The organism is Ralstonia sp. VS2407 (assembly GCF_052950655.1).
Window position 1 is genome coordinate 124,837 of the sequence record NZ_JBRFVG010000001.1, and the last position, 25,927, is coordinate 150,763.

The 25,927-nt window shown below is 64.6% G+C and carries 25 protein-coding genes and 1 tRNA gene; 10 read left to right on the plus strand and 16 right to left on the minus strand.

Going from position 1 to position 25,927, the window contains the following annotated elements; genetic code table 11:
* The first annotated feature begins 34 nt into the window (after nt 1-34).
* The 3 genes from waaC (at nt 35) to ACU8YE_RS00595 (ending at nt 3,131) form a co-directional block, all read left to right on the plus strand.
* Entirely contained in the window at nt 35-1,033 is a 999-nt protein-coding gene (gene waaC / locus ACU8YE_RS00585; protein WP_446927901.1) for a lipopolysaccharide heptosyltransferase I, read from the plus strand.
* Nucleotides 1,033-2,349 (plus strand): lipid IV(A) 3-deoxy-D-manno-octulosonic acid transferase, encoded by a 1,317-nt coding sequence (gene waaA / locus ACU8YE_RS00590; protein WP_322016274.1) that lies wholly within the window; start codon nt 1,033-1,035, stop codon nt 2,347-2,349. Before waaC ends, waaA begins: the two co-directional genes overlap by 1 nt.
* Before the next feature lie 101 nt (nt 2,350-2,450).
* On the plus strand, nt 2,451-3,131 hold the full coding sequence (locus ACU8YE_RS00595) for an META domain-containing protein (RefSeq protein ID WP_232042184.1): 681 nt from the start codon (nt 2,451-2,453) through the stop codon (nt 3,129-3,131).
* On the opposite strand, the gene ACU8YE_RS00600 is transcribed toward ACU8YE_RS00595, so the two are convergent.
* The 4 genes from ACU8YE_RS00600 to ACU8YE_RS00615 form a co-directional block, all read right to left on the minus strand.
* On the minus strand, nt 3,132-4,568 hold the full coding sequence (locus ACU8YE_RS00600; protein ID WP_343618300.1) for a TolC family outer membrane protein: 1,437 nt from the start codon (nt 4,566-4,568) through the stop codon (nt 3,132-3,134).
* A gap of 145 nt (nt 4,569-4,713) precedes the next feature.
* Complete coding sequence (locus ACU8YE_RS00605) at nt 4,714-5,046, minus strand: rhodanese-like domain-containing protein (RefSeq protein ID WP_232042186.1); 333 nt, start codon at nt 5,044-5,046, stop codon at nt 4,714-4,716.
* Between the two features lie 23 nt (nt 5,047-5,069).
* Nucleotides 5,070-5,720, minus strand: a complete 651-nt coding sequence (locus tag ACU8YE_RS00610; protein WP_232042187.1) for a protein-L-isoaspartate O-methyltransferase family protein — start codon at nt 5,718-5,720, stop codon at nt 5,070-5,072.
* A gap of 95 nt (nt 5,721-5,815) precedes the next feature.
* Nucleotides 5,816-6,559, minus strand: coding sequence for a TetR/AcrR family transcriptional regulator (locus ACU8YE_RS00615; protein ID WP_446927902.1), 744 nt, complete (start codon nt 6,557-6,559; stop codon nt 5,816-5,818).
* A gap of 179 nt (nt 6,560-6,738) precedes the next feature.
* Here ACU8YE_RS00615 and ACU8YE_RS00620 point away from each other — a divergent pair, with 179 nt between their 5' ends.
* From ACU8YE_RS00620 to ACU8YE_RS00635, 4 genes are all read left to right on the plus strand, one after another.
* Complete coding sequence (locus ACU8YE_RS00620; RefSeq protein ID WP_260802896.1) at nt 6,739-6,996, plus strand: YkgJ family cysteine cluster protein; 258 nt, start codon at nt 6,739-6,741, stop codon at nt 6,994-6,996.
* Nucleotides 6,997-7,002: 6 nt separating this feature from the next.
* The gene (locus tag ACU8YE_RS00625) at nt 7,003-7,596 is read left to right on the plus strand and encodes a DUF1439 domain-containing protein (RefSeq protein WP_260802895.1); all 594 of its coding nucleotides are present in this window, start codon (nt 7,003-7,005) and stop codon (nt 7,594-7,596) included.
* A gap of 52 nt (nt 7,597-7,648) precedes the next feature.
* Entirely contained in the window at nt 7,649-8,530 is an 882-nt protein-coding gene (locus ACU8YE_RS00630) for an undecaprenyl-diphosphate phosphatase (RefSeq protein WP_316663429.1), read from the plus strand.
* A gap of 119 nt (nt 8,531-8,649) precedes the next feature.
* Entirely contained in the window at nt 8,650-9,762 is a 1,113-nt protein-coding gene (locus tag ACU8YE_RS00635; protein ID WP_440816402.1) for an NADH:flavin oxidoreductase/NADH oxidase, read from the plus strand.
* A gap of 25 nt (nt 9,763-9,787) precedes the next feature.
* Here the strand turns inward: ACU8YE_RS00635 and trmB are convergent, their stop codons facing one another.
* The 3 genes from trmB to ACU8YE_RS00650 form a co-directional block, all read right to left on the minus strand.
* On the minus strand, nt 9,788-10,561 hold the full coding sequence (trmB, locus tag ACU8YE_RS00640) for a tRNA (guanosine(46)-N7)-methyltransferase TrmB (RefSeq protein ID WP_232042192.1): 774 nt from the start codon (nt 10,559-10,561) through the stop codon (nt 9,788-9,790).
* 86 nt (nt 10,562-10,647) lie between these two features.
* A tRNA-Gly gene (locus tag ACU8YE_RS00645) sits at nt 10,648-10,721 on the minus strand.
* A 176-nt stretch (nt 10,722-10,897) separates the two neighbouring features.
* The gene (locus tag ACU8YE_RS00650; RefSeq protein ID WP_232042193.1) at nt 10,898-11,404 is read right to left on the minus strand and encodes an Lrp/AsnC family transcriptional regulator; all 507 of its coding nucleotides are present in this window, start codon (nt 11,402-11,404) and stop codon (nt 10,898-10,900) included.
* A gap of 117 nt (nt 11,405-11,521) precedes the next feature.
* Between ACU8YE_RS00650 and ACU8YE_RS00655 the strand changes: the two genes are divergently transcribed.
* Both ACU8YE_RS00655 and ACU8YE_RS00660 read left to right on the plus strand, forming a co-directional pair.
* On the plus strand, nt 11,522-12,448 hold the full coding sequence (locus ACU8YE_RS00655; RefSeq protein WP_260802891.1) for a DMT family transporter: 927 nt from the start codon (nt 11,522-11,524) through the stop codon (nt 12,446-12,448).
* 31 nt (nt 12,449-12,479) lie between these two features.
* A complete protein-coding gene (locus ACU8YE_RS00660) occupies nt 12,480-13,685 on the plus strand; it encodes an amino acid aminotransferase (RefSeq protein ID WP_414560302.1) in 1,206 nt (401 codons plus the stop codon).
* An 82-nt stretch (nt 13,686-13,767) separates the two neighbouring features.
* On the opposite strand, the gene ACU8YE_RS00665 is transcribed toward ACU8YE_RS00660, so the two are convergent.
* From ACU8YE_RS00665 to ubiD, 4 genes are all read right to left on the minus strand, one after another.
* The gene (locus ACU8YE_RS00665) at nt 13,768-14,481 is read right to left on the minus strand and encodes a hypothetical protein (protein WP_260802889.1); all 714 of its coding nucleotides are present in this window, start codon (nt 14,479-14,481) and stop codon (nt 13,768-13,770) included.
* Between the two features lie 129 nt (nt 14,482-14,610).
* Nucleotides 14,611-16,665, minus strand: a complete 2,055-nt coding sequence (locus ACU8YE_RS00670) for an acetoacetate--CoA ligase (protein ID WP_260802888.1) — start codon at nt 16,663-16,665, stop codon at nt 14,611-14,613.
* An 80-nt stretch (nt 16,666-16,745) separates the two neighbouring features.
* On the minus strand, nt 16,746-18,257 hold the full coding sequence (locus tag ACU8YE_RS00675) for an NAD-dependent succinate-semialdehyde dehydrogenase (protein ID WP_260802887.1): 1,512 nt from the start codon (nt 18,255-18,257) through the stop codon (nt 16,746-16,748).
* A 123-nt stretch (nt 18,258-18,380) separates the two neighbouring features.
* On the minus strand, nt 18,381-19,892 hold the full coding sequence (gene ubiD / locus ACU8YE_RS00680; RefSeq protein WP_446927903.1) for a 4-hydroxy-3-polyprenylbenzoate decarboxylase: 1,512 nt from the start codon (nt 19,890-19,892) through the stop codon (nt 18,381-18,383).
* A 537-nt stretch (nt 19,893-20,429) separates the two neighbouring features.
* Here ubiD and ACU8YE_RS00685 point away from each other — a divergent pair.
* Nucleotides 20,430-21,617 carry a lytic transglycosylase domain-containing protein gene (locus tag ACU8YE_RS00685; protein ID WP_232042200.1) on the plus strand — a complete coding sequence of 396 codons (1,188 nt, stop codon included), beginning with the start codon at nt 20,430-20,432 and terminating at the stop codon, nt 21,615-21,617.
* A gap of 82 nt (nt 21,618-21,699) precedes the next feature.
* Here ACU8YE_RS00685 and ACU8YE_RS00690 read toward each other — a convergent pair whose 3' ends face one another.
* The 5 genes from ACU8YE_RS00690 to ACU8YE_RS00710 all read right to left on the minus strand — a co-directional run bounded on the left by ACU8YE_RS00690 (nt 21,700) and on the right by ACU8YE_RS00710 (nt 25,925).
* On the minus strand, nt 21,700-22,884 hold the full coding sequence (locus tag ACU8YE_RS00690) for a pyridoxal phosphate-dependent aminotransferase (protein WP_446927904.1): 1,185 nt from the start codon (nt 22,882-22,884) through the stop codon (nt 21,700-21,702).
* Nucleotides 22,885-22,927: 43 nt separating this feature from the next.
* The gene (gene nusB / locus ACU8YE_RS00695) at nt 22,928-23,395 is read right to left on the minus strand and encodes a transcription antitermination factor NusB (RefSeq protein WP_009238860.1); all 468 of its coding nucleotides are present in this window, start codon (nt 23,393-23,395) and stop codon (nt 22,928-22,930) included.
* 27 nt (nt 23,396-23,422) lie between these two features.
* Nucleotides 23,423-23,923 carry a 6,7-dimethyl-8-ribityllumazine synthase gene (gene ribH / locus ACU8YE_RS00700; RefSeq protein ID WP_004629552.1) on the minus strand — a complete coding sequence of 167 codons (501 nt, stop codon included), beginning with the start codon at nt 23,921-23,923 and terminating at the stop codon, nt 23,423-23,425.
* An 81-nt stretch (nt 23,924-24,004) separates the two neighbouring features.
* Nucleotides 24,005-25,144, minus strand: coding sequence for a bifunctional 3,4-dihydroxy-2-butanone-4-phosphate synthase/GTP cyclohydrolase II (gene ribBA / locus ACU8YE_RS00705; RefSeq protein ID WP_260802884.1), 1,140 nt, complete (start codon nt 25,142-25,144; stop codon nt 24,005-24,007).
* Between the two features lie 127 nt (nt 25,145-25,271).
* Complete coding sequence (locus ACU8YE_RS00710) at nt 25,272-25,925, minus strand: riboflavin synthase (protein ID WP_446927905.1); 654 nt, start codon at nt 25,923-25,925, stop codon at nt 25,272-25,274.
* Nucleotides 25,926-25,927 lie beyond the last annotated feature (2 nt).

The window sequence follows — 25,927 nt, forward strand, 5'->3', positions numbered from 1 at the left end:
CCGCACTCATGAAGTTGGGGGAAAGGGTGACGGCATGCGTGTGCTGATCGTCAAGGTATCGTCGCTTGGCGATGTGGTGCATTGCACGCCGGTCGTGGCCGATATTCTGCGTGCCCATCCGGATGCCGAGATCGACTGGGTGGTTGAAGAGGGCTTCGCGGGCATCGTCCGCATCGTGCGCGGCGTCCGGGGTGTGATTCCGTTTGCATTGCGACGTTGGCGCAAGTCGCTTGGTTCCGGCAGAACCTGGGGCGAGATGGCAGCGTTCCGCCGTGCGTTGCGCGCCAATACGTACGATGCTGTGCTGGACACGCAGGGGCTCATCAAGACTGCACTCATTGCCGTGCAGGCGAAGCTGACGCCGAACGGTTTTGTGGCGGGCCTCGGCAATCGTTCGGAAGGCGCTGGCTATGAGCCCGCCGCTAAGCTGTTCTATCAGCGCAAGATCGAGATGGAGCCGCGTGTGCACGTGGTCGAGCGCTCACGCCGCATGGTGGCGGAGGCGCTCGGTTACGCGCTGACCGATACCATCGATTTCGGTTTGCAGCCGCCTGCCGAGTTGCCGTTCAAGCTGCCGCGTCCATACGTGGCGCTGGTGCATGCGACTTCGCGCGCCGACAAAGGTTGGCCGCAGGCTGCGTGGGTTGAGGTCGCACGCGAGCTGCTTGCGCGCGACTACGCCGTTGCTCTGCCGTGGGGCAGCGAGACCGAGCGGCGCACAAGTGAATCGATCCGCGAAGCCATCGTCGCTGCGGTGCCCGGCTCGGTGGGGCGTGTGGTGATTCCGCCGCGCATGTCGCTGCCCGATGTGACGGCGTTTCTCGATCAGGCGACTGCGGTGGTAGGTGTGGACACCGGCCTTGTGCACATTGCCGCCGCGCTGTGCAAGCCGACCGTGGCGCTTTACAACTTCACGACGTCATGGCGCACGGGCGGTTATTGGACGCCCAACGTGCACGACCTTGGCAGTGCCGAGGCCCATCCCACCAGCGCGCAGGCGCTTGATGCGCTGCGTGCGCTGGGTGTGCTCTGATGCTGCGCGTTCTGTATCGCTGGTTGTGGCGCATTGCGTTGCCCTTTGCATTGCTGCGCCTGTGGTGGCGCGGCCGCAAGGAGCCCGGTTATCGTCAGCACGTTGGCGAGCGGCTTGGCTTCTATCCGCCCCGCCCGAATCCGGATCGCCCTTTGCTGTGGGTGCATGCCGTGTCCGTTGGCGAGACGCGCGCAGCGCAGCCGCTCATCGATGCGCTGCTTGCGCGCTTTCCTCACCACGCCGTGCTGCTCACGCACATGACGCCGACGGGCCGCCGCACCGGCGCTGAATTTGCGGCGCAACGCAACGGCCGCGTCATCCAGGCGTATCTGCCGTACGACTTGCCGAGTGCGGTCGACCGGTTCCTGCGCCACTTCCAGCCACGCCTTGGCTTGCTGATGGAGACCGAGATCTGGCCGGTACTGATCGAACGTGCCTATGCCGCTGGTGTGCCGATGGTGCTCGTCAATGGACGCCTGTCTGCGCGCAGCCACCGGCGTACCGCACGCCTCGGTGATGCAGCGCGCCAGACGTACGCACAACTCGCCGCCGTGCTGGCCCAGACGCCCGACGATGCCGATCGCTACCGCTCGCTCGGCGTGCCGCGCGTGCGCGTGACCGGCAACCTGAAGTTCGACATCACGCCGCATGTGGACCAGATCATGGCCGGCGGCGTGCTGCACGATGCGCTACGTGGCCGATCGGCATGGGTGGCGGCCAGCACGCGTGAGGGCGAAGAGGCCTTGCTGCTCGACGCTTGGCAGGCGCATCGCGCGCAGCATGTCGGGCGTCGGCATGCCTTGCTGATTCTCGTGCCGCGTCATCCGCAGCGTTTTGATGAAGTGGCCCAGGCGGCCGAACGCGCGGGTTTGCGCGTCGTGCGTCGCAGCGCATTGTCGGTGTCTGCGGCAGGCTTGGCGGACGCCGATGCGCTTGCCGATGCCGACGTCCTGCTCGGGGACTCGATGGGCGAGATGGCGTTGTACTACGCGGCCGGGGAAGCGGCGTTTATCGGCGGCAGTTTGCTTCCGCTTGGTGGGCAGAATTTGATCGAAGCCTGCGCGGTCGGCACGCCCGTGGTCATCGGTCCGCACACGTTCAACTTTGCGCAGGCGACACGCGATGCAGTGGCCGCGGGTGCCTGTGAGCAGGTGGAAGACGCTGCTGCAGTGATACGTGTGATCGACGCTTGGCTGTCGGATGCCGATGCGCGCGAAGCCGCATCACGCGCCGCGCTGGCCTTTGCTGCCACGCACGGCGGTGCAACCGCCCGGACGGTGGAGGCGGTGGCGTCTTTGGTATTGCCGACGCTGTAACGCAGTGCACCTTCGGCACGAAAAGTGCGAACTCATGGCGAGCCGGGCAGACTAACGGCTCTTCATGTGGTTTGCATTCCGTCATCGTTTACGACCCGTTCATGTCCCAACCGAATCGTCCCAAGCCGAGCCTGCTGCAAACGCCGCGCCGCGTGGTGCTGACCGCCGTGGCACTGGCCGCAGTCACCGCCGCCACCATCATCGGTGCCGGCTGCATGACGCCAACGCCTTCATCCGCGCCCGCGGCGGCCGCCCCCGCGGTGGCCTCAGCGCCGGCCGCTGAAACCAAACAGACACCCGCCAACGCAGCGCCCAACCCGGGCCAGGCGACGCTCGCGCAAGCGCAGGGCGAGGGCCGCTCGCGCTTCGTGCTCGTGCGTTGGCAAGAGCCGGGCGCCGCGCCCAAGGAATTGCCTTCCGCCGAGGGCGACGACGCCGACCCGGCTACGCAGCCGATCTCGATCGAATTCAGTGCTGGCCTGGAGGCGGCCAACGGCGTGGCGTCCGGCTACTCGGGCTGCAATCGCTTCTCGGGGCCGTATGAGAAGCTCGCCTCGGGCATGCGCTTTGGCAACCTGGTGTCGACGCGCATGGCGTGCGACCCGACGCGCATGGAGCTGGAGACGGCGTTCCTGGAGGCGCTCAAATCGCCACTGGCGACCGTCGGTATGCAGCCTTCGGCCAACGGCAAGCAGGGCCGCCAGGTCATCTGGAAAACCAGCGGCGGCGCGTTGCTGCAGTTTGCCGAGCGGCCGCTGCCGCCGCGTGGTCAGACCCACTAGTCAGTGTTTGGCCGATTTGCCGGCACGTTTCGCCAGTTCGGGTTTGGCGCTTGCCGGCGGCAACGCGGTGATATCGCTTGAGCCATTGGCCGTGAGCAGCGTGTTCACCTGGATCACGTCTGCCTCGCTTAACGAGCCGGCGGCGGACTTCAGCCGTAGCCCGTTGACGATGGTGTCGTAACGGGCGCGTGCCAGATCGCGCCGCGCTTGAAAGAGCTGCGCCTGCGAATTCAGCACGTCGGTGCCGATGCGCACGCCCACACCATAGGCGAGCTGGTTGGAGTCGTACGCTGTGCGCGCCGACAGCTCGGCCGCTTCCAACGCTTTGACCTGCGCCAGCCCAGCGATTACGCCGATGTACGCTTGCCGTGCGCCCTGCTCGGCAGAGCGGCGGGCGAATTCGAGGTCGTTTGCGGCCTTGGTTTCCAGCGCGATGTTTTCACGCACGCGCGACTGGATCGCACCGCCTGCAAAGATCGGAATCGACACCTGCACGCCAATCTGGGAGCTGTCAAAGCGCGCGCCGCCCGGCAGCGATGGCAGATATTGGTTACCGCTGGCATTGGTGTGACCAGTCTGCGCCACCAGATCGACCGAGGGCAGATGGCCTGCGGTCGCCTTCTTCACATCACGCTCTGCGCTTTGCAGGTTGTATTGCGCCAGCGCCACTTGCAGGTTGCTGCTGCGCGCTTGGTCCACCCAAGGCTCTGCTGAAGCCGGTTCAGGTTGGGGGATCGTAACGCCTGGGCGCACGCCGGCCAGCGTGCCAACGGGCTCTCCGATGATCTGCTTGAGCGCCGATTGCTTGATCTCGAAGTCGCTGCGTGCGGCGATGACGCTGGCGTCGATGGCATCGCGGCGTGCCTGCGCGTCGTTCGCGTCGGTGATGTTGGCGTTGCCGACGTCGAAGTTGCGGCGCGCCTGTTCGTATTGCTGCTGGATCGCATCGCGCTGCGCGGTGGCGAGCTGCAGCGTGTCCTGTGCGTTGAGCACGTCAAAGTACGCCTGCGCCGTACGCGTGATGAGATCGAGCTGCGCTTGCGCGAGCGAGGCCTCGGCGGCCTGCGCGGCAATTTCGCCTTGCTTGTAGGTTTCCCAGCGGTCCCAGCGGAAGAGCGGCTGCGACAGCGACAGCGTCCAGCCCGTCGATGAGAACGTCTTGTTGAATTCGGCTGGAGCGGTTTGATCGAAGATGACGCGCGTGGAACTCCAGGCGCCGCCAATCTGCGGCAGTAAGCCGGCGCGGCCTTGCGTGAGCTTCTCGCGTTGCGCGAGCGACTGCGCGCGGGCCGATGCGAATTGCGGATCGTTGGCCAGCGCGGCGCGATAGGCAGAGAGGAGGTCGGTCGCAGCCGGCGTGTTCGATTGGGACTGCGCCCACGCGAACATCGGCATCATCGAACAGCACAGCACAACAAGCGAACCGCGCGCGGCCATCCGCGTACGGCTACTGCGAGCAACAGGCATAAAGCCCCCGAGCGAGGAGGAAACGTTCGCGTTCGGAAGGCAGCGCGGGCGCGTCAGACCCTGTTCAGTGTCTGTGGAGCGTGAACAAGGTTTTGCCCGGCGGCGGCTTCCCCAATCAGTACGTCGCCATCTGCGGATCCACCTGGTGAGCCCAGGCATGGACGCCGCCTTGCAGGTTGTAGACACGCGCGGCATCAAAGCCACCTTGCGTGATCAGATACTGCGCAACCTGCGCGCTGCGTCCGCCGTGATGGCAGATGCAGACGATGTCTTGGTCAGCATTCAGCTCGCCGGCACGCGCCGGAATCTGGTCCATCGGAATGTGCGTAATGCCGGGAATGGCACAGATCTCCAACTCCTCCGTCCAGCGCACGTCGAGCAGGACGGGCTTCGCGCGCGATGCGTCGGCGAGCCATTGGGCGAGGGCGGTGGGAGCGAGCTGTTGCATGATGATTGGGGAGCCGAGATGGATCAGAAGCGGAAAAGCGACGGTGCGGGAACGCCCACCAGCGGCGCCACGTACGTCTCGAACAGGTTGCGCGTCTGATATTCGGTGTTCGAGATGCGCGTGATCAGTTGTGCTTCCATGACCGGTGCGCCACCCACGAAGATCGACAGGCGACCCCCAACTTTGAGCTGCTTGAGCAGCGCTTCAGGCACGGCGGGCACCGAGCCCGAGACGCAGATGACGTCATAGAGGCCATCGCCCCAGCCTTGTGCGCCGCTGGCTTCGACCACGTCGACGTTGGTGACGCCGTTGCGCGAAAGGTTGTCGCGAGCGAAGGCGACAAGCTCCGGCACGATGTCGAGCGTGGTGACCTGGCGGCCGCGATGGGCGAGCAGGGCAGCCATATAGCCAGAGCCCGCGCCGACTTCCAGCACGTCTTCGTGCTTGCGCACGGCCAGCTCTTGCAGCACGCGGGCTTCCACGCGCGGGGCCAGCATGTTCTGGCCGCCGGCCAGCGGGATTTCCATGTCGACGAAGGCCAGCGCGCGGTAGGCCTCGGGCACGTAGTGTTCGCGCTTGACGACGCTGAGCAGGTCGAGAACGTCGGTATCGAGCACGTCCCAAGGACGGATTTGCTGCTCGATCATGTTGAACCGGGATTTTTCGATGTCCATGGGCATGCCTTCCACGCGGAGCGAGTGATGCAAATGAGGGTTTGACGACAAACCCGGCATTTTAGCAAGTCCGGAGGACATTCCGGCAGACGTTGTCATGACGAGGCCCCTTTATCGGGGTTGCCGCCAGCTTCGGGTAGCGGTCGCCACGGTTGCGCAGTGAGCGCGGGGGGCGGCGGAATCACGGCGCCCGTCACCGGATTGCGCAGCACACCGTGCAGCAACAGCGACACGACGTGGGCGATGAACGCTTTGGGTTCCAGAGCCCGGTGCGAGCACGGGCCGAACGAGTGCTTCCACATCATCAGGAAGATCATCGGCGCCACCATGGTCAGCGTGGTGAGGTCGATGTCGACGTCGCGGAATTCGCCGCGGGCCATGCCGCGTTCGAGGATGCGCGCGAACAGGCGGTCGCAGCGCTCAATAACTTCCTCGTGGTAGTACTGCGCAAGGTCCGGAAAGTTGCCCGATTCGGCCATCAGCAGTTTGGTGAGGCCCGAAGCTGGCGATTCGCCGATCAGCTCCCACCAGCCCATCAGGATCTCGTGCAGCAGCGCTTCGCTGGTGCCGTCAAAGCTATCAATCAGGGCTTCGCCCTCGGCCAGCGCAGGCACCAGGTTTTCCTGCACGACGGCCTTGAACAGCTCTTCCTTGTTGGCGAAATACAGGTAGACCGTGCCCTTGGACACGCCGGCGGCCGATGCCACGTCTTCCAGGCGCGTGGCCGCATAGCCACGCGCCACGAACAGGTTCAGCGCGGCGGCGACCAGTTCCTGGGGGCGGGCCTCTTTGCGGCGCGTCCAGCGTTTGGAGGAAGACTCGGAATCTTGATCAGTCACGGCGGTAGGGCGCGGTCAGTGCGCACGGTCACTGACTCACAGATAACTTACTTTCCGGTCATTAATGTACGCATGCCGCAAGGGTGGGTCAAGCGGCATCGGCAATGTCAATCAGACTGGGCCTCGAATGTGCTGGTGCACAATAGCGGTTTCCGCCCGATTTCGTTGACTAGGACAGCATGGACTGTCGACCTCACTGCGGCGCGTGCTGCATCGCGCCTTCCATCTCCAGCCCCATTCCTGGCATGCCGAACGGCAAGCCGGCCGGCGTGCGCTGCGCGCAACTGGATGAGGCCAACGGTTGTCGTATCTTCGGCCAGCCGGAACGTCCGGCGGTGTGCAGCAGCCTTCAGCCCGAGCCCGACATGTGCGGGCGCTCGGCTGTGCACGCCATGCAGTTTTTGACCCGACTTGAAATCGCTACCGCAGCGCATTGATTCGTTATGACCGACTCCACGAAACCTGCTGCCCGCTCCAACCGCATCCGCTGGTGGTCGGGGGCTGCCGCCGTTGCCGTGGCCATTGCCGTCGCGCTCGTGGCTTGCATGCCGACCGGCTGGACCGGTGACGGCTACACCTTTTCCCGCGGCCAGATGCAAGACGCGCTTGCGCGCAAGTTTCCGTTCCAACGGCGCTTTCTCGGCTTCTTTGACGTGACGCTGTCCAATCCGCAGGTGTCGCTCGACCCCGCGCGCAACCGCATCGCCATCCAGGCGGACGCTGTGGTGCAGAGCGGCCTGTTCCGCCAGCCGCTGACGGGGCCGCTGGCCGTCTCCAGTGGCTTGCATTACGACTCGCCCACGCATTCGATTCGCCTGGATCAGCCCAGCGTCGATCGCTTCGATTTGCAGAACGTGCCCGGCGGCATCGGCCCGCAGATCAGTTCGATCGGTTCGTTGATTGCCGGCCAACTGCTCAGCGACTACGCCGTCTACACGTTCAAGCCCGAACAGCTGAAAGTGGCTGGCATTGCCGTGGAGCCCGGTACAATCACGGTTTTGCCCGAAGGCGTGCACGTTCAGGCCAAGCGGCCCTGAATTTCTGCTGCGCGCCCAGCGCTTCGTTTTCTTCTTCCTCTCTGCTTATTGCATGGATATCGCACTCGCCATCAAAGCGCTGATTCTCGGCATCGTCGAAGGCCTGACCGAGTTCCTCCCCATTTCCAGCACCGGCCATCTGATCCTCGCTGGCCAGCTGCTCGACTTCAATGACGAAAAGGGCAAGATCTTCGAGATCGTGATCCAGTTCGGCGCCATCCTGGCGGTGTGCTGGGAGTTCCGTCACAAGATCATCGACGTCATCAAGGGTCTGCCGAATGACCCGCGCCAGCAGCGTTTTGCGATCAACGTGATCGTGGCGACGATTCCCGCGATCACGCTTGCGCTGATCTTCGGCAAGGCCATCAAGGCGCATCTGTTCAACCCGATCGTGGTGGCATCGGCGTTCATCCTCGGGGGCTTCGTGATTTTGTGGGCCGAATGGCGCGAACGTCATCGCGGCGAGACGCATGACCCGCGCGCCAATGCGCTGCTCGAAGCTGCCAAGGCTGGTGCGCCGCGCATTGAGACGCTGGATGACCTGCGCATTTCCGATGCCATCAAGGTGGGCTTCGCGCAGTGCTTCGCGCTGATTCCGGGCACGTCGCGTTCGGGCGCGACCATTATCGGCGGCCTGCTGTTCGGGCTGTCGCGCAAGGTGGCGACGGAGTTCTCGTTCTTCCTGGCGATTCCCGTGATTTTTGGCGCGACGGTGTACGAGCTGTACAAGTCGCGCGCGCTGCTGTCGGCGGACGATCTGTCGATCTTCGCGGTCGGTTTTGTAGCCGCATTCATCTCGGCGTTCTTCTGCGTGCGCTGGCTGCTGAAGTTCATTGCCACGCATGATTTCCGCGGCTTTGCGTGGTACCGGATCATCTTCGGCATCATCGTCCTGGTGACGGCCTATACGCACCTCATCGCCTGGCAAGCCTAAGCCACCGGCGAGCATTTCCCTTTCTCGGTGCGAGGCTTTCGCACCGTCTGCACGATCGGGCGGATTCGGACACACTGGCGGTTTATTTAGCCAGCCGCTGACTGCCGAATCTCCCGATCATGAGTGCTCTCTTCCAGCCTTTCTCCCTGCGCGGTCTCACGCTTGAGAACCGCATCGTCATCTCGCCGATGTGCCAGTACTCGGCCGACAACGGCCAAGCCACGGCGTGGCATCACACGCATCTGGGCAGCCTGTCGCTTTCGGGCGCGGGGCTGTTGATGATCGAGGCGACCGCCGTGTCGCCGGAAGGCCGCATCACCAACGGCTGCCTGGGTTTGTGGGACGACACGACCGAAGCCGCGCTTGAGCGCACGCTGGCTGCCATTCGCCAGAACGCGCTGGTGCCGATCGGCATGCAGATCGCGCACGCGGGCCGCAAGGCTTCGAGCGCTCGGCCTTGGGAAGGCGGCGCATTGTTGGCGCTCGATGCCGGCGGCTGGGAAACGATGGGTCCGTCCGCGTTGCCGCAGCGCCCTGAAGAGCGCGCTCCGCGTGAGATGTCCGATGCGGACCTCGCCCGCGTGCGCGACCAGTTTGTCGACACCGCACGCCGCGCTGTGCGGCTTGGTCTATCGGCCATCGAGCTGCACGCCGCCCATGGCTATCTGCTGCACGAATTCCTGTCGCCGATCGCCAATCAGCGTACCGATGCCTATGGCGGTTCGCGTGAGAACCGCATGCGCTATCCGCTGGAGATCTTTGACGCGGTGCGCGCCGTGGTGCCGGACAACATTCCGGTTGGCGTACGCGTGTCTGCCACCGATTGGGTGGAGGGCGGTTGGACGCCGGAGGATTCGGTGGCTTTTGCGCAGGCACTGCGTGCCCGCGGCTGCGATTGGATCGATGCGTCGTCAGGCGGGGTGTCGCCGCTGCAGCAAATTCCGCTGTCGACCGGCTATCAGGTGCCGTTTGCCGAGAAGATCCGCCATGAAGCGGATATCCCCACCATCGCCGTCGGCCTCATCAACGAGGCGCATGAGGCGGAAGCCATCGTTGCGCAAGGGCGTGCGGACCTGGTCGCTGTCGGCCGGGCGTTCCTCTACAACCCGCACTGGGCTTGGGCGGCGGCCGCTGAATTGGGCGCGACGGTCAAGGCGCCGCCGCAATACTGGCGCGCCTTCCCGCGCCACGCCAAGAACCTCTTCGGCGATACGCATTTCGGCGCACGCTGACGCGCGCCAGCGTGCGCGGACGTGGTCAGGCCCGCTTGCGGAAGACCACGTCCCACACGCCGTGCCCGAGGCGCAGACCGCGTTTCTCGAACTTGGTGACGGGGCGATAGTCGGGGCGCGGCGCGAAGCCCTCGGCGGTGTTCTCCAGCGTCGGTTCTGCGGAAAGCACTTCCAGCATCTGGTGGGCGTATTCCTCCCAGTCCGTCGCGCAATGCAGATAGCCGCCGGGCTTCAGGTGGGCCGCCAGACGCGCCACGAAGGGGCTTTGGATGAGGCGTCGCTTGTTGTGGCGCTTCTTGTGCCACGGATCCGGGAAGAACACGTGAATCCCATCGAGCGTGCCTTCCGGAATCATGTGCGCCAGCACTTCCACGGCATCGTGCGAAACGATGCGGATGTTGCCGATCTCGCGTTCGCCGATCAGCTTGAGCAGCGCACCGACGCCCGGCTCATGCACTTCCACGCCTAGAAAATCGTCGTCCGGACGCAATTGCGCGATGTGCGCGGTGGTTTCGCCCATGCCGAAGCCGATCTCGAAGATGCGCTTGGCGCCGGTGCGGCCGAAGGCGGCGTCCCAGTCGAGCGGCTCGGTGGTGTAGGGCAACTGGAAGCGTGGGCCAAGCTCATCGATGGCGCGTTGCTGACCGGTCGACGTGCGGCCTGCGCGGCGCACGAAGGAGCGGATGCGGCGCGGGTGGCCGGTTTGCTCGCCAGTTTCAGCGTCTTCCGCGGTATTGGTGTCTTGCGATTCCGGCGTAATGTCGTCGGGGCCGGTGCCCGGCTGTTCGATGGGCTGCATGAAGATCCCGTGCCGGTTGCCCGTCGATGGAATGGCGGGCGAGCAGGCAACAAAAAAGCCGCCGAGGGCGGCTTCAGACTGTTCGGTGGAGCGGGCGATGGGAATCGAACCCACGGCTCTAGCTTGGGAAGCTAGGGTATTACCATTATACGACGCCCGCGTAGCCCACCATTTTATGCGGGGTTGTAGGGGTTGGGCAAGTGAGAACAACGCGGGCGGCGAATCTGAAGTGACGTACACGCCTTCCCGAGGTGATCACCTGAAGTCGGAGGCAACAACGACGTGCGCTGCGCCGATGAAATCCATGGCCGGCGTCAGGATTCTTTGTCGGTGGCATTACCGCGCCGATGGCTTTTCACGCCGCCGCGCAGTACTCCTCTTGTTCTCATCCCACGCAGGAAACACCGTCGAGCGCTTGACCACGCCATACGCGAAGCTCGTATCAATCGCAGCGATGCCCGGGATGGCATGCAATTGCCCGCGCACGAACTGTTCGTAGTCCTGCAGGCTTTCCACCAGCACGCGCAGCAGGTAATCCGCCTCGCCGGTCAGCACATAGCAATCGAGGATCGCGTCGATGGCGCGGATGCGGTTCTCGAACGTCGAGACCACCTCCCGCGAGTGCTGCTGCAGACGAATATGCACGAATGCCGTGACCGGCAGCCCGTATGCCTCTTCATCGACGATGGCCGTGTAACCGCGAATGATGCCCGCGTCCTCCAGCAACCGCAGCCGGCGCAGGCAGGGTGAGGGCGACAGGTTCACCCGCTCCGACAACTCCTGGTTGGTCAGTCGGCCTTCTTTTTGAAGGGCGGCGATGATCTGCCTGTCTTTCTTATCCATGTGATTTTTCCGGAGTGGCAGGTTCTGCCAAAGCAACGCTCAGCATTAGTGGAAATAGCAAGATACTACTTTTCATGCTAGGGCATTCTGTCTCCATCTGAAATCGAGGGTGGCGGCATGCGTGGTTCGACATTGACGGTGGGCGTGGGAGCGCAGGCGGGGCGAAACGCCTTCCAGACCAACCCGCTGATCGGGTATGCGGCGATGGTGGTGACGGTGCTCATCTGGGCCGGGTTCGCGCTGTCGATCCGGGCGATTGGCGCTTCGCCGCTGGCGCCTGCCGACGTGGCGCTCATCCGATTCGGCCTGCCGACCGTGTTGCTGTTGCCGTTCCTGCCGTCCCGCTGGCCGATGCTGCGGCGGGTGAAACCGCTCAGCGCGCTGATGGTGTTGGCGGGCGGTGGCGTGCCGTTTTTCTTCATGGCTTCGGCCGGCGGCAAGGTGACATCGGCCGCCCACGTGGCTGCGTTGATTGCGGGTACGACGCCGCTGTCGGTGGCGCTGATCGCGTATGTGGTGGACCGCCAGCGCATCGCGGCGGCACGCGGGCACGCCATCGCGATCATCCTCGCTGGCGTGCTGCTCCTGCTGGTATCGCAATCGCATGTGTCGCATGGCGCGTTTGTCGGCGGCGCCGCATTGCTGTTGCTGGCGAGTCTGCTCTGGGGCAGCTACACGCTGGGGCTGCGCCGGGCGGGGCTCGATGCCATCGGTTGCGCATTGCTGTTGAGCGTGCCGTCCTTCTTGCTGACGGCGCTGCTGGTGGGCCTGGGCGTGGTCGACAGCCATGTCGGGCACTTCACCGTGGCCAACGCCATGCCTTTCCTGCTGGCCCAGGGCTTGGGGGTTGGCGTGATTTCAAGTCTGTCCTACGCGCTGGCGATCCGTCATCTGGATACGCCGCGCTGTTCCGCCATCGGCTCGCTGGCGCCCGCGCTGGCTTGCCTCGGGGCGGTGCCTTTGCTCGGTGAATCGCTGACCCTGACCGTTGCCTGCGGCATTGCTGTGATCACCGCTGGCGTGATCCTCGCAAACCGCGCGTAGACCATCGCATCGTCCTTCCGGAGACCACGTCATGCTCGCAACCCTCGCCACCGTTGCCCCGGACCCGCTGTGGGGGCTGACTGCGGCTTTCCGCGCCGACCCCCGGCCTGACAAGGTTGATCTTGTGGTGGGTGTCTACCGCGATGACAGCGGGCAGACGCCGGTCATGGCGGCAGTGAAGGCCGCCGAGGAGCGCTTGGCCGCTGCGGGTGCCTCCAAGGCTTATCGCGGGTTGGCCGGCAACGCCGATTTCAATGCCGGGTTGGCGACGCTGCTGCTCGGCAACGACGTAGGTCGCCTGTCGCGCCAGCACACGATGCAGACCGTGGGCGGGACCGGCGCGCTCAGGTTGCTCGCCGACTTCATCGCCGTCGCTTCGCCCGGTGCTCGCGTCTGGGTGTCTGACCCTGGCTACGTCAACCACGTGCCCATCATGCGAGCGGCGGGGCTTGCAGTGGACCGCTACCGCTGGCGCGCCGAAGGCGGGGTGCTGGACGCGGATGCCATGTTCGCGGACCTGTGGGCCGCGCGTGCCGGCGATGTCGTGCTGCTGCATGGTTGCTGCCACAACCCGACGGGCATCGACATGAGCATGGAGGTCTGGCAAACCGTGGCGGAGCGCTGCGCGAAGCAGGGCCTGATCCCGCTGGTCGACATGGCGTATCTGGGTCTCGCCGATGGTCTGGAGCAGGACGCCGCGGGACTGCGGTTGCTCGTCGATGCGCTCGATACGGTGCTGGTGGCGGCAAGCTGCTCGAAGAGCATGGGCCTGTACTGCGAGCGCACCGGCGCGGCGATGGTAATCGGCAAGAGCAGGGCAGCCCTGCAGCCCGTTGGCGGCGTGCTGGAGCGCATTACACGTAGCAACTATTCGATGCCGCCGGACCATGGCGCTGCCATCGTGGCTGCCATCCTGGGTGATGCCGCATTGACGGCGTCTTGGCGTAACGAGTTGGAACACATGCGTCAGCGGATCGTTGGCAACCGGCGCCGCCTTGATGGCGCATTGGCCAGTCTGGGCGCTCCCGTTGCGCTACAGAATCTGTCGCGGCACAAGGGCATGTTTTCCATGCTGCCGTTGGATGCCGATGCCATGGAGCGTTTGCGCGCAGATCACGCCATCTATGGCACTCAGGGCGGCCGGATCAATATTGCAGGACTCGCACCGGAGCAGATTGACCGGGTTGCGGGCGCGCTCGTGGCCGTGGCCTTGGATATGGCGTGTGCGTTGGCCTGATCGACGCGGATGACTTCGCTTGAACGCAGGCAGTGTGCTCTGCACTGTCTCGGCGTAGTCCATGCTCACATTAGGCCGTGGCCTAACGCCGCCGCGCCATCGCCTGCATTGCCGCATCCACAAACTTCGCCGCGGCGTGCTCGCCGGCCGTCGGGGCTGCGGCCTTGGCGCACGCGGCCACCACGTCGCACAGCGATTGCGGATCTTCCTTGCAGGCGCGTAGCAGCGGCATGGCAGCACCTGCGGCTGAACCGAAGTGCTGCACAGCCAAACGCATCAACTCGACCTTGACCACGTTGGGCAGCACGTCGGCCAACTCCGGCGGCACGGCAGCCTGTGGCGCAGAAGAAGCCGAGACTGGCGCCGCACGCGGCTTGCCGGTGTCATTGGCGGCGGGCTCGTCGATGGGTGCTGCCACCGCTTGCAGGCCCAGCGTCATGCCGGTCAACGGTGGCAGTTCGTCGTAGATGAGCGACAGGGCGGCAGGTGCGCCCTCGGCTTGATCGTCAAGCAGCGGCCGGTTGAAGTGGGCGATGGGATCGAACGGTTCAGGGGCCGATGCGCTTTCACGCGGGATACCGGGCAGCACGTCGACCATGCCGGCCTGTTGCAGCCCCACGAGCAGTTCGTCCAGATCGGGCCAGTCGCTCAGCAGCTGATGCAGTTGCCCGACGGTACGGGCACCGTCGATGAGGATGAGCAGATGGCGCTGGCGCATCTGCATATCGTGGCGGCGCTCGGCCAAGGCTTCACGGCCGTCCTCCGTTTTGACCAGGACGTTCGACGTTGCAAGCATGGTGACTCCCCGTTAAGCAGCCCGCCCGGCATCTTGATGTGCCGGTGCAAGCTGTACGTTAGTCATCACATCCGGGCCTTGCCATCGTTCGATTGGCGGAGATTGTGAAACGAGGGGCCAACGATTGGTCTAGCTCCGCCACGATTCCAATGCTGGTACGGGTTCGCCCGGTGCATTCCCTTGCTGAAGCAGCGACCCGGCGTAGCTCGCATACCACGCCAGCACGTCCGGATTGGCCATCGCGTCTGGGTTGGCGATGCGCTCGACCGGTGCGCCAAGCAGCAGCTTTTTGATCGGCACCTCCATTTTTTTGCCCGAGAGCGTGCGCGGCACACCGGGCGCCTGCACAACCACGTTGGGCACATGCCGGGCCGATAGCCCTGCCTTGATGCGCGCGTTGATCGTGCTGCGCAGCGTGTCGTCGAGCGTCGCACCCTCGCGCAGCACGACGAACAGCGGCATGAACGATTCGCGGCCGAGAAATTCAAGATCGACGACGAGGCTGTCGAGCACTTCGGGCAGATCTTCCACCACGCGGTACAGCTCCGCCGTGCCCATGCGGATGCCATGGCGGTTGATCGTGGCGTCCGACCGGCCGTAGATGATGGCGCCGCCGCGCGGGGTGATCTTGATCCAGTCGCCATGACGCCACTGGCCCGGGTACATGTCGAAGTAGCTGTCGCGGTAGCGGCTGCCATCGGTGTCGCCCCAGAAGAACAGCGGCATCGATGGGATGGGTGCCGTGCAGACCAGTTCGCCCACTGCGTCGATGAGCGGCTGGCCGGCCTCGTCGAGCGCTTCCACGCGCGAACCGAGGTTGCGGCATTGCATCTCGCCCGCATAGACGGGCAGCGTGGCGACGCCGCCCACGAAGCAGCCGGCAAAGTCGGTGCCGCCAGAAATCGGGTTAAGCCAGACGTCGGCCTTCACGTGGCGGTAGATCCAGTCATACGCCTCGGCTGAGAGCGGCGAACCGGTGGAGCCGACCGCGCGCAGTTTCGACAGGTCGAAATCGCGACCGGGCTCGATGCCGGCCTTCAGGCAATTGGCGAAGAACGCCGCCCCGGCGCCAAAGAACGTCACGCCCGCATCCTGCGCAAAGCGCCACAGCGTATTGAGATCGGGCGTACCGGGATTGCCGTCGTAGATGGCGAGCGTGACGCCGCCGAGCAGGCCGCTGGCCTGCGAATTCCACATGACCCAGCCGGTGCTGCTGTACCAGTGGTAAACGTCGTCGGGACCCAGGTCGAGATGCAGCGCGCCCATCATCGTCTGCACCAGCAGCAGGCCGCCGTGGCCGTGCACGATGGGCTTGGGCATGCCGGTGGTGCCGGACGAATAGAGAATCCACAGCGGGTGGTCTGCAGCAACTGGCGTGACGACGAGCGGCACATCGTTGGCCGTGAGGTCGCGCCAGTCACGGGCCTCCGGGAAGCGTGCGCGGTTGATCTCGCCCAGCAACTGCGGCACGAGGACAAGGTGTTCGACCGAGGGCAGCGCGGCAACCATCTCGGCGACCACGTCGGCGCGGTCGAAAGCGCGCCCGCCGTAGTGATAGCCGTCCACCGCGATCAGCACCTTGGGCTCGATCTGTCGGAAGCGGTCGGTGACGGCCACCTGGCCCATGTCGGGTGCGCAGACGGACCAGATGGCACCGACGCTGGCCGTGGCGAGAAACGCGACGATGGCATCCGGCGTGTTCGAGAGATACGAGGCAACACGGTCGCCCGGCTCCACGCCCATCTTGCGCAGTGCATCGGCTAGCGAGGCAACCCGGCGGCGCAGTTCGCGCCACGATAGGTCGGCCAGCGGCTTGGTCTCGCTGGCGTAGCGGATGGCGGTGCGGTCGGGGTTGCCGCCTTCCTCCACATGGCGCATGACCTGATCGACGTAGTTCAGCCTTGCGCCGACGAGCCATTGCGCGCCCGGCATGGTGCGGTCGCCCAGCATTTGCGTGAAGGGCGTCGAGGCGCGCAGGTCGAGATAATCCCAGACGGACGTCCAGAACGCGTCCAGCTCGGTGGTCGACCACTCCCACAGTTGCGCGTAGCCCTCGGGCGTGGTGGCCGAGAAGCGCAGGCCGCGTTCGCGCGCGAGCCAGTCGAGGTAGTGGGTCAGGCGCGAGCGCGCGATGAAATCCGCCGATGGCGTCCACAGCAGGGCGCCTTCCTGGATGGTGCTCATGTGTCTCCTCCGCCGGTCAGGCAAGGGGGAAGGCCGCCCGCTCTATCGATGTGGCAGGTCGGCCGGTAGGGGATAACGGTTCAGATGCCGCCCATGCACAGATACTTGAGTTCGAGGTACTCGTCGATGCCGTAGACCGAACCTTCGCGGCCCAGCCCCGATTGCTTGATGCCGCCAAACGGCGCCACCTCGTTCGAAATGAGCCCCGTGTTGATGCCGACCATGCCGTACTCGAGCTGCTCGGCCACGCGCCAGATGCGGCCGATGTCGCGGCTGAAGAAGTACGAGGCCAGGCCAAATTCTGTGTCGTTGGCCAGGCGCACGACTTCCGCCTCGTCCTGGAACTTGAAGATGGCGGAAACGGGGCCGAAGGTTTCTTCGCGCGCGATCAGCATGTCGGGCGTGGCATCGGCCAGCACCGTGGGCTCGACGAAACGCTGCGAGCCGAAGCCCTGCATCAGCTTGCCGCCGGCGGTCAGGCGCGCGCCTTTCTGCGTCGCGTCGTCAATGTGGCGCTGCACTTTCTCCACGGCCTGGTCGTCGATCAGCGGGCCTTGCACCACGCCAGATTCGAAACCGTTTCCAACCTTGATGCCGCGCACCTTGGCCGAGAGCTTCTCGACAAACGCGTCGTACACCGAGGCATGCACGTAGAAGCGGTTCGTACACACGCAGGTCTGGCCCGCGTTGCGATATTTCGACTGCACTGCGCCTTCCACGGCGGCATCGATGTCGGCGTCGTCGAACACGATGAACGGCGCATGGCCGCCCAGCTCAAGCGCCACCTTCTTCACCGTCGGCGAGCACTGCTGCATCAGGATGCGGCCCACCGGCGTCGAGCCCGTGAACGACAGATGCCGCACGATCGGCGATTCGCACAGGGCCTTGCCGATGGCAATCGAGCGATCCGCGTCACCCGTCACGACGTTGACCACGCCCTTCGGAATGCCCGCGCGGTGTGCCAGTTCAGCCATTGCCAGAGCGGACAGCGGTGTCTGTTCGGCCGGCTTGATGACGATGGTGCAGCCTGCCGCCATGGCTGGCGCCACCTTGCGGGTGATCATCGCCAACGGGAAGTTCCACGGCGTGATGGACGCACACACGCCCACCGGCTGCTTGAGCACGACCATGCGCTTGTCGCGCCAAGTGCTGGCCATCACGTCGCCGGAGACGCGCTTGGCCTCTTCGGCAAACCATTCGATGAACGACGCGCCATAGACGATTTCGCCCTTGGCTTCGGCCAGCGGCTTGCCTTGTTCGGCGGTCATCAGCGCGGCGAGGTCGTCGGCATTGGCGATCAGCAGATCGAACCAGCGGCGCATCAGGCCGGCGCGCTCCTTGCCGGTCAGCTCGCGCCACGCGGGCCACGCCGCATTGGCTGCGTCGATGGCGCGCAGTGTTTCTGCGTGGCCGAGATTGGCGACGTCGGTCAGGTGTGCGTTGGTGGCAGGGTCGTAGACGGGGAAGGTCGTGCCGTCTGCTGCGTCGGTCCATGCGCCGTCCACGTAGGACTGCGTTTTGACGAGCGTGCGGTCTTTGATGCGCTCCAGCGAGTTCGCGGCGGTGCGGGAAGAGTCGAGTGCTTCGGCCATGGCGGTCTCCGAAAAGGAAGCAGGCAGACCGGAAGGCCTGCCTTTTAGATGCAGCAGTCGCTTAACTCGCTAAGAATAACCGAACGATCGTTCGCTCGCAGACTGGGCCGCCAGGCCTTGTGGTTATTGGAAGAGCGTGTCCCACATGGTGTCGACACGGGCCTTGACGGCGGCATCCATGACGATGGGTTGGCCCCATTCGCGGGTGGTTTCGCCCGGCCATTTGTTGGTGGCATCGATCCCCATCTTGGAGCCCAGGCCAGACACGGGCGACGCAAAGTCCAGATAGTCGATCGGCGTGTTTTCCACCATGACCGTGTCGCGCGCCGGGTCCACGCGGGTCGTGATCGCCCAGATCACTTCCTTCCAGTCGCGCAGATTCACATCGTCGTCCACCACCACGATGAACTTCGTATACATGAACTGCCGCAGGAAGCTCCACACGCCGAACATCACGCGTTTGGCGTGGCCGGCGTATTGCTTCTTCATGCTGACCAGCGCCATGCGGTAGCTGCAGCCCTCGGGCGGCAGATAGAAATCGGCGATCTCCGGAAACTGCTTCTGCAGCAGCGGCACGAACACTTCGTTGAGCGCCACGCCGAGCACGGCGGGTTCATCGGGCGGCTTGCCTGTATACGTGGAGTGATAGATCGGGTCGCGGCGCATCGTGATGCGCTCGACCGTGAACACCGGGAACCAGTCCTGCTCGTTGTAATAGCCGGTGTGATCGCCGAAGGGGCCCTCCAGCGCATGCTGATAGCCGCTCGGGTGCGTCGGATCCGGCTGGATGTGGCCTTCAAGGATGATTTCTGCGCTGGCCGGCACTTGCAACTGTGCCTGCGCGAGCGAAGGCGTCAGGCATGTCCCAAGCTCAGTCCGGCTGCCGCGCAGCAGCCCCGCAAACTGGTACTCGGATAACGTATCCGGCACCGGAGTCACTGCGCCGAGAATCGTGGCCGGGTCGGCACCCAGCGCCACCGCAATCGGAAACGGCTGGCCCGGATTGGCGATGGCGTGCTCGCGGAAATCCAGCGCGCCGCCCCGGTGCGCCAGCCAACGCATGATGAGCTGGTTGCGACTGATGACCTGCTGTCGGTAGATGCCGAGGTTCTGCCGCTTCTTGTGCGGCCCGCGCGTGATGACCAGTCCCCATGTGACAAGCGGCGCCGCATCGCCGGGCCAGCACGTCTGTACGGGAATGCGCGAGAGGTCGACGTCATTCCCTTCCCACACGACCTCTTGGCACGCTGGCGACGACACCTTGCGCGGCGCCATGTCCCACACGGCCTTGGCCATTGTCCACAGCTTGCCGGCTTCACGCAGACCGCGCGGCGGTTCGGGCTCCTTCAACGCAGAGAGGAGTCGGCCCACGTCACGCAGTTCATCAAGCGACTCCGCGCCCATGCCCAGCGCCACGCGGCGCGTGGTGCCAAACAAGTTAGCCAGCACCGGTATGTCGTACTTCTGTGCGCCGTCCACCGGTTGCTCAAAGACTACCGCCGGGCCTTCGGAGCGCAGCAGGCGGTCACAGACTTCGGTCATTTCCAGGCGCGGTGACACCGGCTGGCGCACGCGGCGCAGTTCGCCCGAGCGCTCAAGCTGGGCGAGAAAGTCACGTAAGTCCCTGTATTGCATGGAGATTTTGTAACCAAAGGTAAGGTGGATCGCCTGTCGCGCGGAGGGCTGGCCCCCCAAATGGTCGTCGGGGCGACATTTTTTTGGTGTAGGCGGGGTGGCCGCGATTGTACGGCCAAAACCGCGCGACCCCCTGATGACAGAACGCATCGCAGGTCAGCTAGTCCCAACAATGCGGGTCAAGTCATAACTTTTGGATATAAAAACTTACTTCTTTATGATTGACTTGGAATAACGCGCTTCCTACAATCCAATCCGATCTGGTAATTGTTGCAACGCAACATGTTTTCGGCTAATGCCATCGCCCAACTCTCCAACGTATGAGGGGCGACACCAGAACACATCAGCATCGCTGCGGGACGTGACCTCCCCAAGGACACGGCCCGCATTTCTCTGGGCACTAGGGGAGTGCCCCCAACAGATGCCGGCTGACTGCAACAGCGCGGCATCCTTACTAAAAACCGTTGCGATTCGAAACGCACGGCGCCATGCAAAAGAAAGGCGTCTACCGGATCTGCGCAGCGGACGGAGGTAAGTATGAACGGTTGGAAAACCCTTCATTCTTCCGGGATCGGATCGGCGCTGCAACGCCGGCTCGTCGCCCCGGTTGGCCGCCGCCTCGCGCGTGCAGGTCAAGTTGCGCTGCCTCGTAAGCTGCGCATGGAGTTGAACGCAGGGGGCGCTGCCGCGTCCCGCAATGAGTTGCATCCTGGCGTGCTGCTGGTGTTCCGCAGCGGGCATGTCGTGCTCAATAGCATCGGCTTGCTGGCTGTGGTTGCTGCAGTCGCACTCTCGCTCAATAGCGAGTGGCGTGCCGCGGTCGCTCAACGCGTGCTGCATTTCACACCGGGTGTCGACACAAGTGTTGCCTCGGCCAATCCGTCACCCGCGGTTGCGGCTGGCGTGCAGCCGGTCGCCTTTGCGCCCACTGCGCCGTCCGCCGGTACCGGGGCTGTTCAGGCTGTGGCCCCTGCTACGGCCCAGGGCGGCACGGTCGCGGCTGCCGGTTGGGACGCGCTCTCGAAGGTGCCGTCCGTGGCCGAGTTGGCTGCGCAGATCCCGAACACGCAAGTCGTCCGCGACGCGCGTGAGTCGGCAACCGCCGGTACCCCGCGAGAGCAGGCTGCGGTGGCGGAATACATTGCCCGTAAGTACCGCGTGGCAGCCACGGCCACTGGCCAGTTGGTGAAGGCGGCCTATCAGACCGGCAAGGAAGTCGGCCTGGATCCGCTGCTCATCCTGGGCGTGATGGCGATCGAGTCCAGCTTTAACCCGTTCGCCGAAAGCGGTATGGGGGCGCAGGGCCTGATGCAGGTCATGACCAAGGTCCACCAGGACAAGTACGAGGTGATGGGCGGCGTCGGTGCCGCGCTCAATCCGTACGCCAATATCAAGGTCGGTGCGCTTGTGCTGAAGGATTGCATCGCGCGTGCAGGATCGATTGAAGGCGGCCTGAAGCTGTATGTCGGTGCGGTCACGCAAGGCGACGGCGGCTACGGCGGCAAGGTGTTGCAAGAGCGTTCGCGCCTGCGCATGGTGGCTACCGGCCACCGTTCGCCGATGACGGCGGCGTCGGAGCGGGAACCGGTAAAACCGGTCGCGACGGCAACGCCCGTGACGCAAGCCGATGCGAAGACGCAAGCCGCCAAGGCGGCCGACAAGCAACCGGCTACAGGTCAGCAGGAAGAGGCGCGTCTGGACGACAAGTCCCAAGGCCAGGCCTGATCGACTTGCTTGGTTGCGCTATATAAGAAAGGCCGTCCTTCGCGGGACGGCCTTTTTGCTTGGACGAGGCGCGAAAGTCGTTTTACCGGCCGAACAGCTTGGCCAACCTTTCGACCGCTTCTTCCAGATGCGCCATCGACGTAGCGTAAGACAGTCGGATATAGTGCTGCGCCGTGTGCGGGCCAAAATCCAGCCCTGGCACCAGCACCACGCCGGCGTCATGCAGCATCGACTGGGTGAGGGCATCGGCATCGCCTGCATGCGGATGATTCACGCCGCGGCAATCGGCGTAAACATAAAACGCCCCGTCCGGCTTGACCGGTACCTTGAAGCCAAGTGATTCCAGCGCCGGCACGATGAAATCGCGGCGGCGACGGAATTCGGCCTTGCGCGCTTCGTAGATGGCCAACGCGTCCGGCTCAAAGCATGCGAGCGCCGCGTACTGCGCCACCGCCGACGCGCAAATGAACAGGTTCTGCGCGACCTTCTCGAACTCGGGCACCAGTTCGGCGGGCGCCACCAGCCAGCCAAGTCGCCAGCCGGTCATGTTGAAATACTTGGAAAAGCTGTTGATCGTGACGACATCGTCGCCGAACGACAGTGCTGAGACCGGTGCCTGGTCGTACGAGAGGCCTTGGTAGATCTCGTCGACGATGGAAAATCCGCCTCGCGCGCGTACCGTCTGCACGATGCGCTGCAGCTCGTCCGGCAGGATCGACGTGCCGGTCGGGTTGGATGGAGAGGCCAGCAACACGCCCTGCGTGCGTTCCCCCCAATGTGTCTCGACCTGTGCGGCCGTCAACTGGAAACGCTCTTCCGGCCCCGACGGTACTAGCTTTGCCTCGCCATTGAAGGCAGCCACGAAGTGACGGTTGCACGGATAACTCGGATCGGGCATCAGGACTTCGCCGCCAACCTCCACCAGCACCGCACACGCCAGCAGCAACGCCGCCGACGCGCCCGCCGTGACGATGATGCGCTCGGGGGCGATGTCGAGGCCGTAAACGGTGTGGTAGTAGCGGGCGATTGCCTGGCGCAGCGGGCGAATACCCAAGGCCCCGGTGTACTGCGTGACGCCGCGTCGCATGGCGTCGGTCGCGGCTTGCACGACGGGCTCGGCGGCGGTGAAGTCCGGCTCGCCGATGCCCATGTGGATGATGTTGCGTCCCGCCAGTTCCAGCTCGCGGGCCTGCTTGGCCAGCTCCATCACGTGAAAGGCGCGGATATTGGCCAGCCGGGCGGCTGTCTGCAGGCGGTGGGCGTCCATCTTGAAGCGAAGCGAAAAGGTAAAGCGAAGAGCAGACGCCGGATTACCGGCGGGCAGCGACCTCGACAGCGCGCACTTGCGCAGCCAGCTTGTCCAGCACGCCGTTGACGTACTTGTAGCCTTCCACGCCGCCGAAGGTCTTGGTCAGTTCAACCGCCTCGTTGATCACGACCTTGTACGGGATGTCAACGCAGTGCACCAGCTCGTACGCGCCGACCAGCAGGGCGGCACGTTCGACTGGTGACAGCTCGGCAACCGGGCGATCCAGGTACGGCGTGAATGCCTCGGTCAGCGTGGTCTCTTCGCGGATGGCACCGTGCAGCAGCGCATCGAAGTGCGCGCGGTCGGCCTTGTTGAAGCCTTGCGCGTCCTGCAGATGCGCCTCGACCACACCCGGGTCGTTGCGATTGAGCAGCCATTGATACAGACCTTGCAGCGCCAGTTCGCGCGCACGGCGGCGCGCGCTCTTGGCGGGCGCCTTGGCCTTGGCTTGGGAATTGTCTTGCGTCATGGGAAAAGCCTTTGCGCGAGGAAGCGCTTATTCGTTCTCGCCGTCGTCGTCTTGGCCGTGATCCTGCAGACCGTCGAGGTCGTTGGTCAGGTTGGCCATCTCAACAGCGGTGCGGGCGCAGTCGCGACCCTTTTCGCGGGTGCGGGCGTGGGCCTGTGCATCGGTGTCGGTGGTCAGGATGCCGTTGGCGATGGCGATGTTGAAGTCCAGGCCCACGCGCGTGATGCCGGCGCCCGATTCATTGGACACCAGTTCGAAGTGGTACGTCTCGCCGCGGATGACGGCGCCCAGCGCGATCAGCGCGTCGAACTGGCCCGATTCGGCCATCTTCTGCAGGGCCAGCGGGACTTCCAGCGCGCCCGGCACGGTCACCAGCAGCACGTCTTCGCCGGCCACGCCGAGTTGTTCGAGTTCAGCGACGCAAGCTTCGCGCAGCGCTTCGCACACGGGCTCGTTGAAACGCGCCTGGACGATGCCGATGCGCAGGCCTTCGCCGTTGAGATTGGTCGGGTAGAAGCCGTGGTCCATGGTGTATTCCGGTTGGGGTTGCCAGTCGGGCAACGTCAGAAAAAGAAAGCCGATGCGGCAGACTCGGCTGCCGCGGGAGATTCAATGCGTGGCAGTGGATGAAGCGGAAGTGACGTCAGGGGCATCTGCCATTGATTGATATGCCGTCACTTCCAAGTCGTAGCCGACCATGCTCGGCAGCTTCAACGGCGAGGCCAGCACGCGCATCTTGCCGACGCCCACTTCCTTCAGGATTTGCGCGCCGATACCGTAAATGCGCGGATCGGGTTTGGTACGCGGGCGCTCTTGCGGCGCGTCCAGCGCGGAGAACTGGGTGAACAACCGGTCTGCCGAATCGCCGCAATTGAGCAGCACGACCACGCCGGTCGGGGCAGCCTGCACGGCGCGCAGGGCGGCGGGCACGCTCCACGAGTGGGTCGTGCGCTGGCACTCCAGCAGGTCGAGTACAGACAGAGGCTCATGCACGCGCACCAGCGTTTCGGTGTCCGGCGTCGGCGTGCCCTTCACCAGCGCCAGATGGGCGCGGCCGGCCGCGCGATCGCGGAAGGCGACGGCGTGGAACGTGCCGAACTGCGTCTCCATCGTGCGTTCGCCGACCCGCTCGACGATGCTCTCGGTGCGGCTGCGGTATTGGATCATGTCGGCAATCGTGCCGATCTTCAGGCCGTGCTTCTTGGCGAATTCCACAAGGTCCGGCAAGCGCGCCATGGTGCCGTCGTCTTTCAGGATCTCGCAGATCACGGCGGCTGGGGTCAGGCCAGCCATTGCGGTCAGGTCGCAGCCAGCTTCGGTGTGTCCGGCGCGCATCAGCACGCCGCCCTTCTGGGCACGCAGCGGGAAGATGTGGCCCGGGTTCACCAGGTCCGACGGTTTCGCGTTCTTGGCAGCGGCCACCTGAATGGTGCGTGCGCGGTCGGCGGCGGAAATGCCGGTGGTCACGCCTTCAGCCGCTTCGATCGACACGGTGAAATTGGTGCCGAACTGCGTCCCGTTTCGGCTCGCCATCATGGGCAAGTCGAGCTGGTCGCAGTGTTCTTCGGTAAGCGTCAGGCACACCAAGCCGCGCGCGTGCGTGACCATGAAATTGATGGCTTCCGGCGTGACGAAATCGCTCGCCAGGATCAGGTCGCCTTCGTTCTCACGGTCTTCCTCGTCGACCAGGATGACCATCCGGCCGGCGCGGATTTCGGCAATGATTTCTTCGACTGTGGCGATCGACATGGCGTAGCAGGGGTGCGCGCCGCTGGCCAACGCCCGAAAATCGCTAATTTCGGGGGCCGTGCGACTGCGTAAATGGGAAGCCCGCTATTGTACGCCAAGGTGGCCCCAAGCCAGTGGGGCCAGCGGTTCAAACGGCTGCCAGAGGCTTGGCGCCCACGGGCAGGCCGATGGCGGCATGGGTGAGCATGCGTTCTACGTAGCGGGCGATCAGGTCGATCTCCAGGTTGACCTGGCTGCCGGCCTTCAGATGCTTGAGCGTGGTGACCGCCACCGTGTGTGGGATCAAATTGATCGAGAACTCGCAGCCGTCTGCGTCGTCGCGGACGGTATTGACCGTCAGCGACACGCCGTTGACCACCACGGAGCCCTTGTAGGCGAGATACTTGCCCAGCTCTGCCGGGGCCCGCACACGCAGTTCGTGCGATTCGTTGACCGGGGCGAAATGCGTGACCGTGCCGAGACCGTCCACGTGGCCCGACACGAGATGCCCGCCGATGTGGTCGGCCAGGCGCAGCGCCTTCTCCAGGTTCACCTCGCCCGGGCGTTCCAGCCCGACTGTCTTGGAGAGCGATTCGCGCGACACATCCACGTCGAAGTGGCTGTCAGTTTTGGCGACAACCGTCATGCACGCCCCCTGAATAGCGATCGAATCGCCCAACGCCACGTCCGCGAGCGGCAGACCGCCCGAGTCGATGGACAGGCGCACGCCTGCATCGGCGCTGTCGCCAAGCGGCGAGGCGGTTTCAATACGGCCAACTGCGGCGACGATTCCGGTAAACATAA

Coding starts and splice junctions, on each gene's coding strand:
- waaA (WP_322016274.1), top strand. CDS start 1,033: ATGCTGCGCGTTCTGTATCGCTGGTTGTGGCGCATTGCGTTGCCCTTT.
- ACU8YE_RS00665 (WP_260802889.1), bottom strand. CDS start 14,481: ATGCTTGCAACGTCGAACGTCCTGGTCAAAACGGAGGACGGCCGTGAA.
- ACU8YE_RS00625 (WP_260802895.1), top strand. CDS start 7,003: ATGACCGACTCCACGAAACCTGCTGCCCGCTCCAACCGCATCCGCTGG.
- ACU8YE_RS00660 (WP_414560302.1), top strand. CDS start 12,480: ATGCTCGCAACCCTCGCCACCGTTGCCCCGGACCCGCTGTGGGGGCTG.
- ACU8YE_RS00670 (WP_260802888.1), bottom strand. CDS start 16,665: ATGAGCACCATCCAGGAAGGCGCCCTGCTGTGGACGCCATCGGCGGAT.
- nusB (WP_009238860.1), bottom strand. CDS start 23,395: ATGACGCAAGACAATTCCCAAGCCAAGGCCAAGGCGCCCGCCAAGAGC.
- ACU8YE_RS00690 (WP_446927904.1), bottom strand. CDS start 22,884: ATGGACGCCCACCGCCTGCAGACAGCCGCCCGGCTGGCCAATATCCGC.
- ACU8YE_RS00675 (WP_260802887.1), bottom strand. CDS start 18,257: ATGGCCGAAGCACTCGACTCTTCCCGCACCGCCGCGAACTCGCTGGAG.
- ACU8YE_RS00595 (WP_232042184.1), top strand. CDS start 2,451: ATGTCCCAACCGAATCGTCCCAAGCCGAGCCTGCTGCAAACGCCGCGC.
- waaC (WP_446927901.1), top strand. CDS start 35: ATGCGTGTGCTGATCGTCAAGGTATCGTCGCTTGGCGATGTGGTGCAT.
- ACU8YE_RS00650 (WP_232042193.1), bottom strand. CDS start 11,404: ATGGATAAGAAAGACAGGCAGATCATCGCCGCCCTTCAAAAAGAAGGC.
- ACU8YE_RS00655 (WP_260802891.1), top strand. CDS start 11,522: ATGCGTGGTTCGACATTGACGGTGGGCGTGGGAGCGCAGGCGGGGCGA.
- ACU8YE_RS00620 (WP_260802896.1), top strand. CDS start 6,739: ATGGACTGTCGACCTCACTGCGGCGCGTGCTGCATCGCGCCTTCCATC.
- ACU8YE_RS00635 (WP_440816402.1), top strand. CDS start 8,650: ATGAGTGCTCTCTTCCAGCCTTTCTCCCTGCGCGGTCTCACGCTTGAG.
- ACU8YE_RS00605 (WP_232042186.1), bottom strand. CDS start 5,046: ATGCAACAGCTCGCTCCCACCGCCCTCGCCCAATGGCTCGCCGACGCA.
- ACU8YE_RS00600 (WP_343618300.1), bottom strand. CDS start 4,568: ATGGCCGCGCGCGGTTCGCTTGTTGTGCTGTGCTGTTCGATGATGCCG.
- ACU8YE_RS00710 (WP_446927905.1), bottom strand. CDS start 25,925: ATGTTTACCGGAATCGTCGCCGCAGTTGGCCGTATTGAAACCGCCTCG.
- ACU8YE_RS00685 (WP_232042200.1), top strand. CDS start 20,430: ATGAACGGTTGGAAAACCCTTCATTCTTCCGGGATCGGATCGGCGCTG.
- ribBA (WP_260802884.1), bottom strand. CDS start 25,144: ATGTCGATCGCCACAGTCGAAGAAATCATTGCCGAAATCCGCGCCGGC.
- ACU8YE_RS00610 (WP_232042187.1), bottom strand. CDS start 5,720: ATGGACATCGAAAAATCCCGGTTCAACATGATCGAGCAGCAAATCCGT.
- ubiD (WP_446927903.1), bottom strand. CDS start 19,892: ATGCAATACAGGGACTTACGTGACTTTCTCGCCCAGCTTGAGCGCTCG.
- trmB (WP_232042192.1), bottom strand. CDS start 10,561: ATGCAGCCCATCGAACAGCCGGGCACCGGCCCCGACGACATTACGCCG.
- ribH (WP_004629552.1), bottom strand. CDS start 23,923: ATGGACCACGGCTTCTACCCGACCAATCTCAACGGCGAAGGCCTGCGC.
- ACU8YE_RS00630 (WP_316663429.1), top strand. CDS start 7,649: ATGGATATCGCACTCGCCATCAAAGCGCTGATTCTCGGCATCGTCGAA.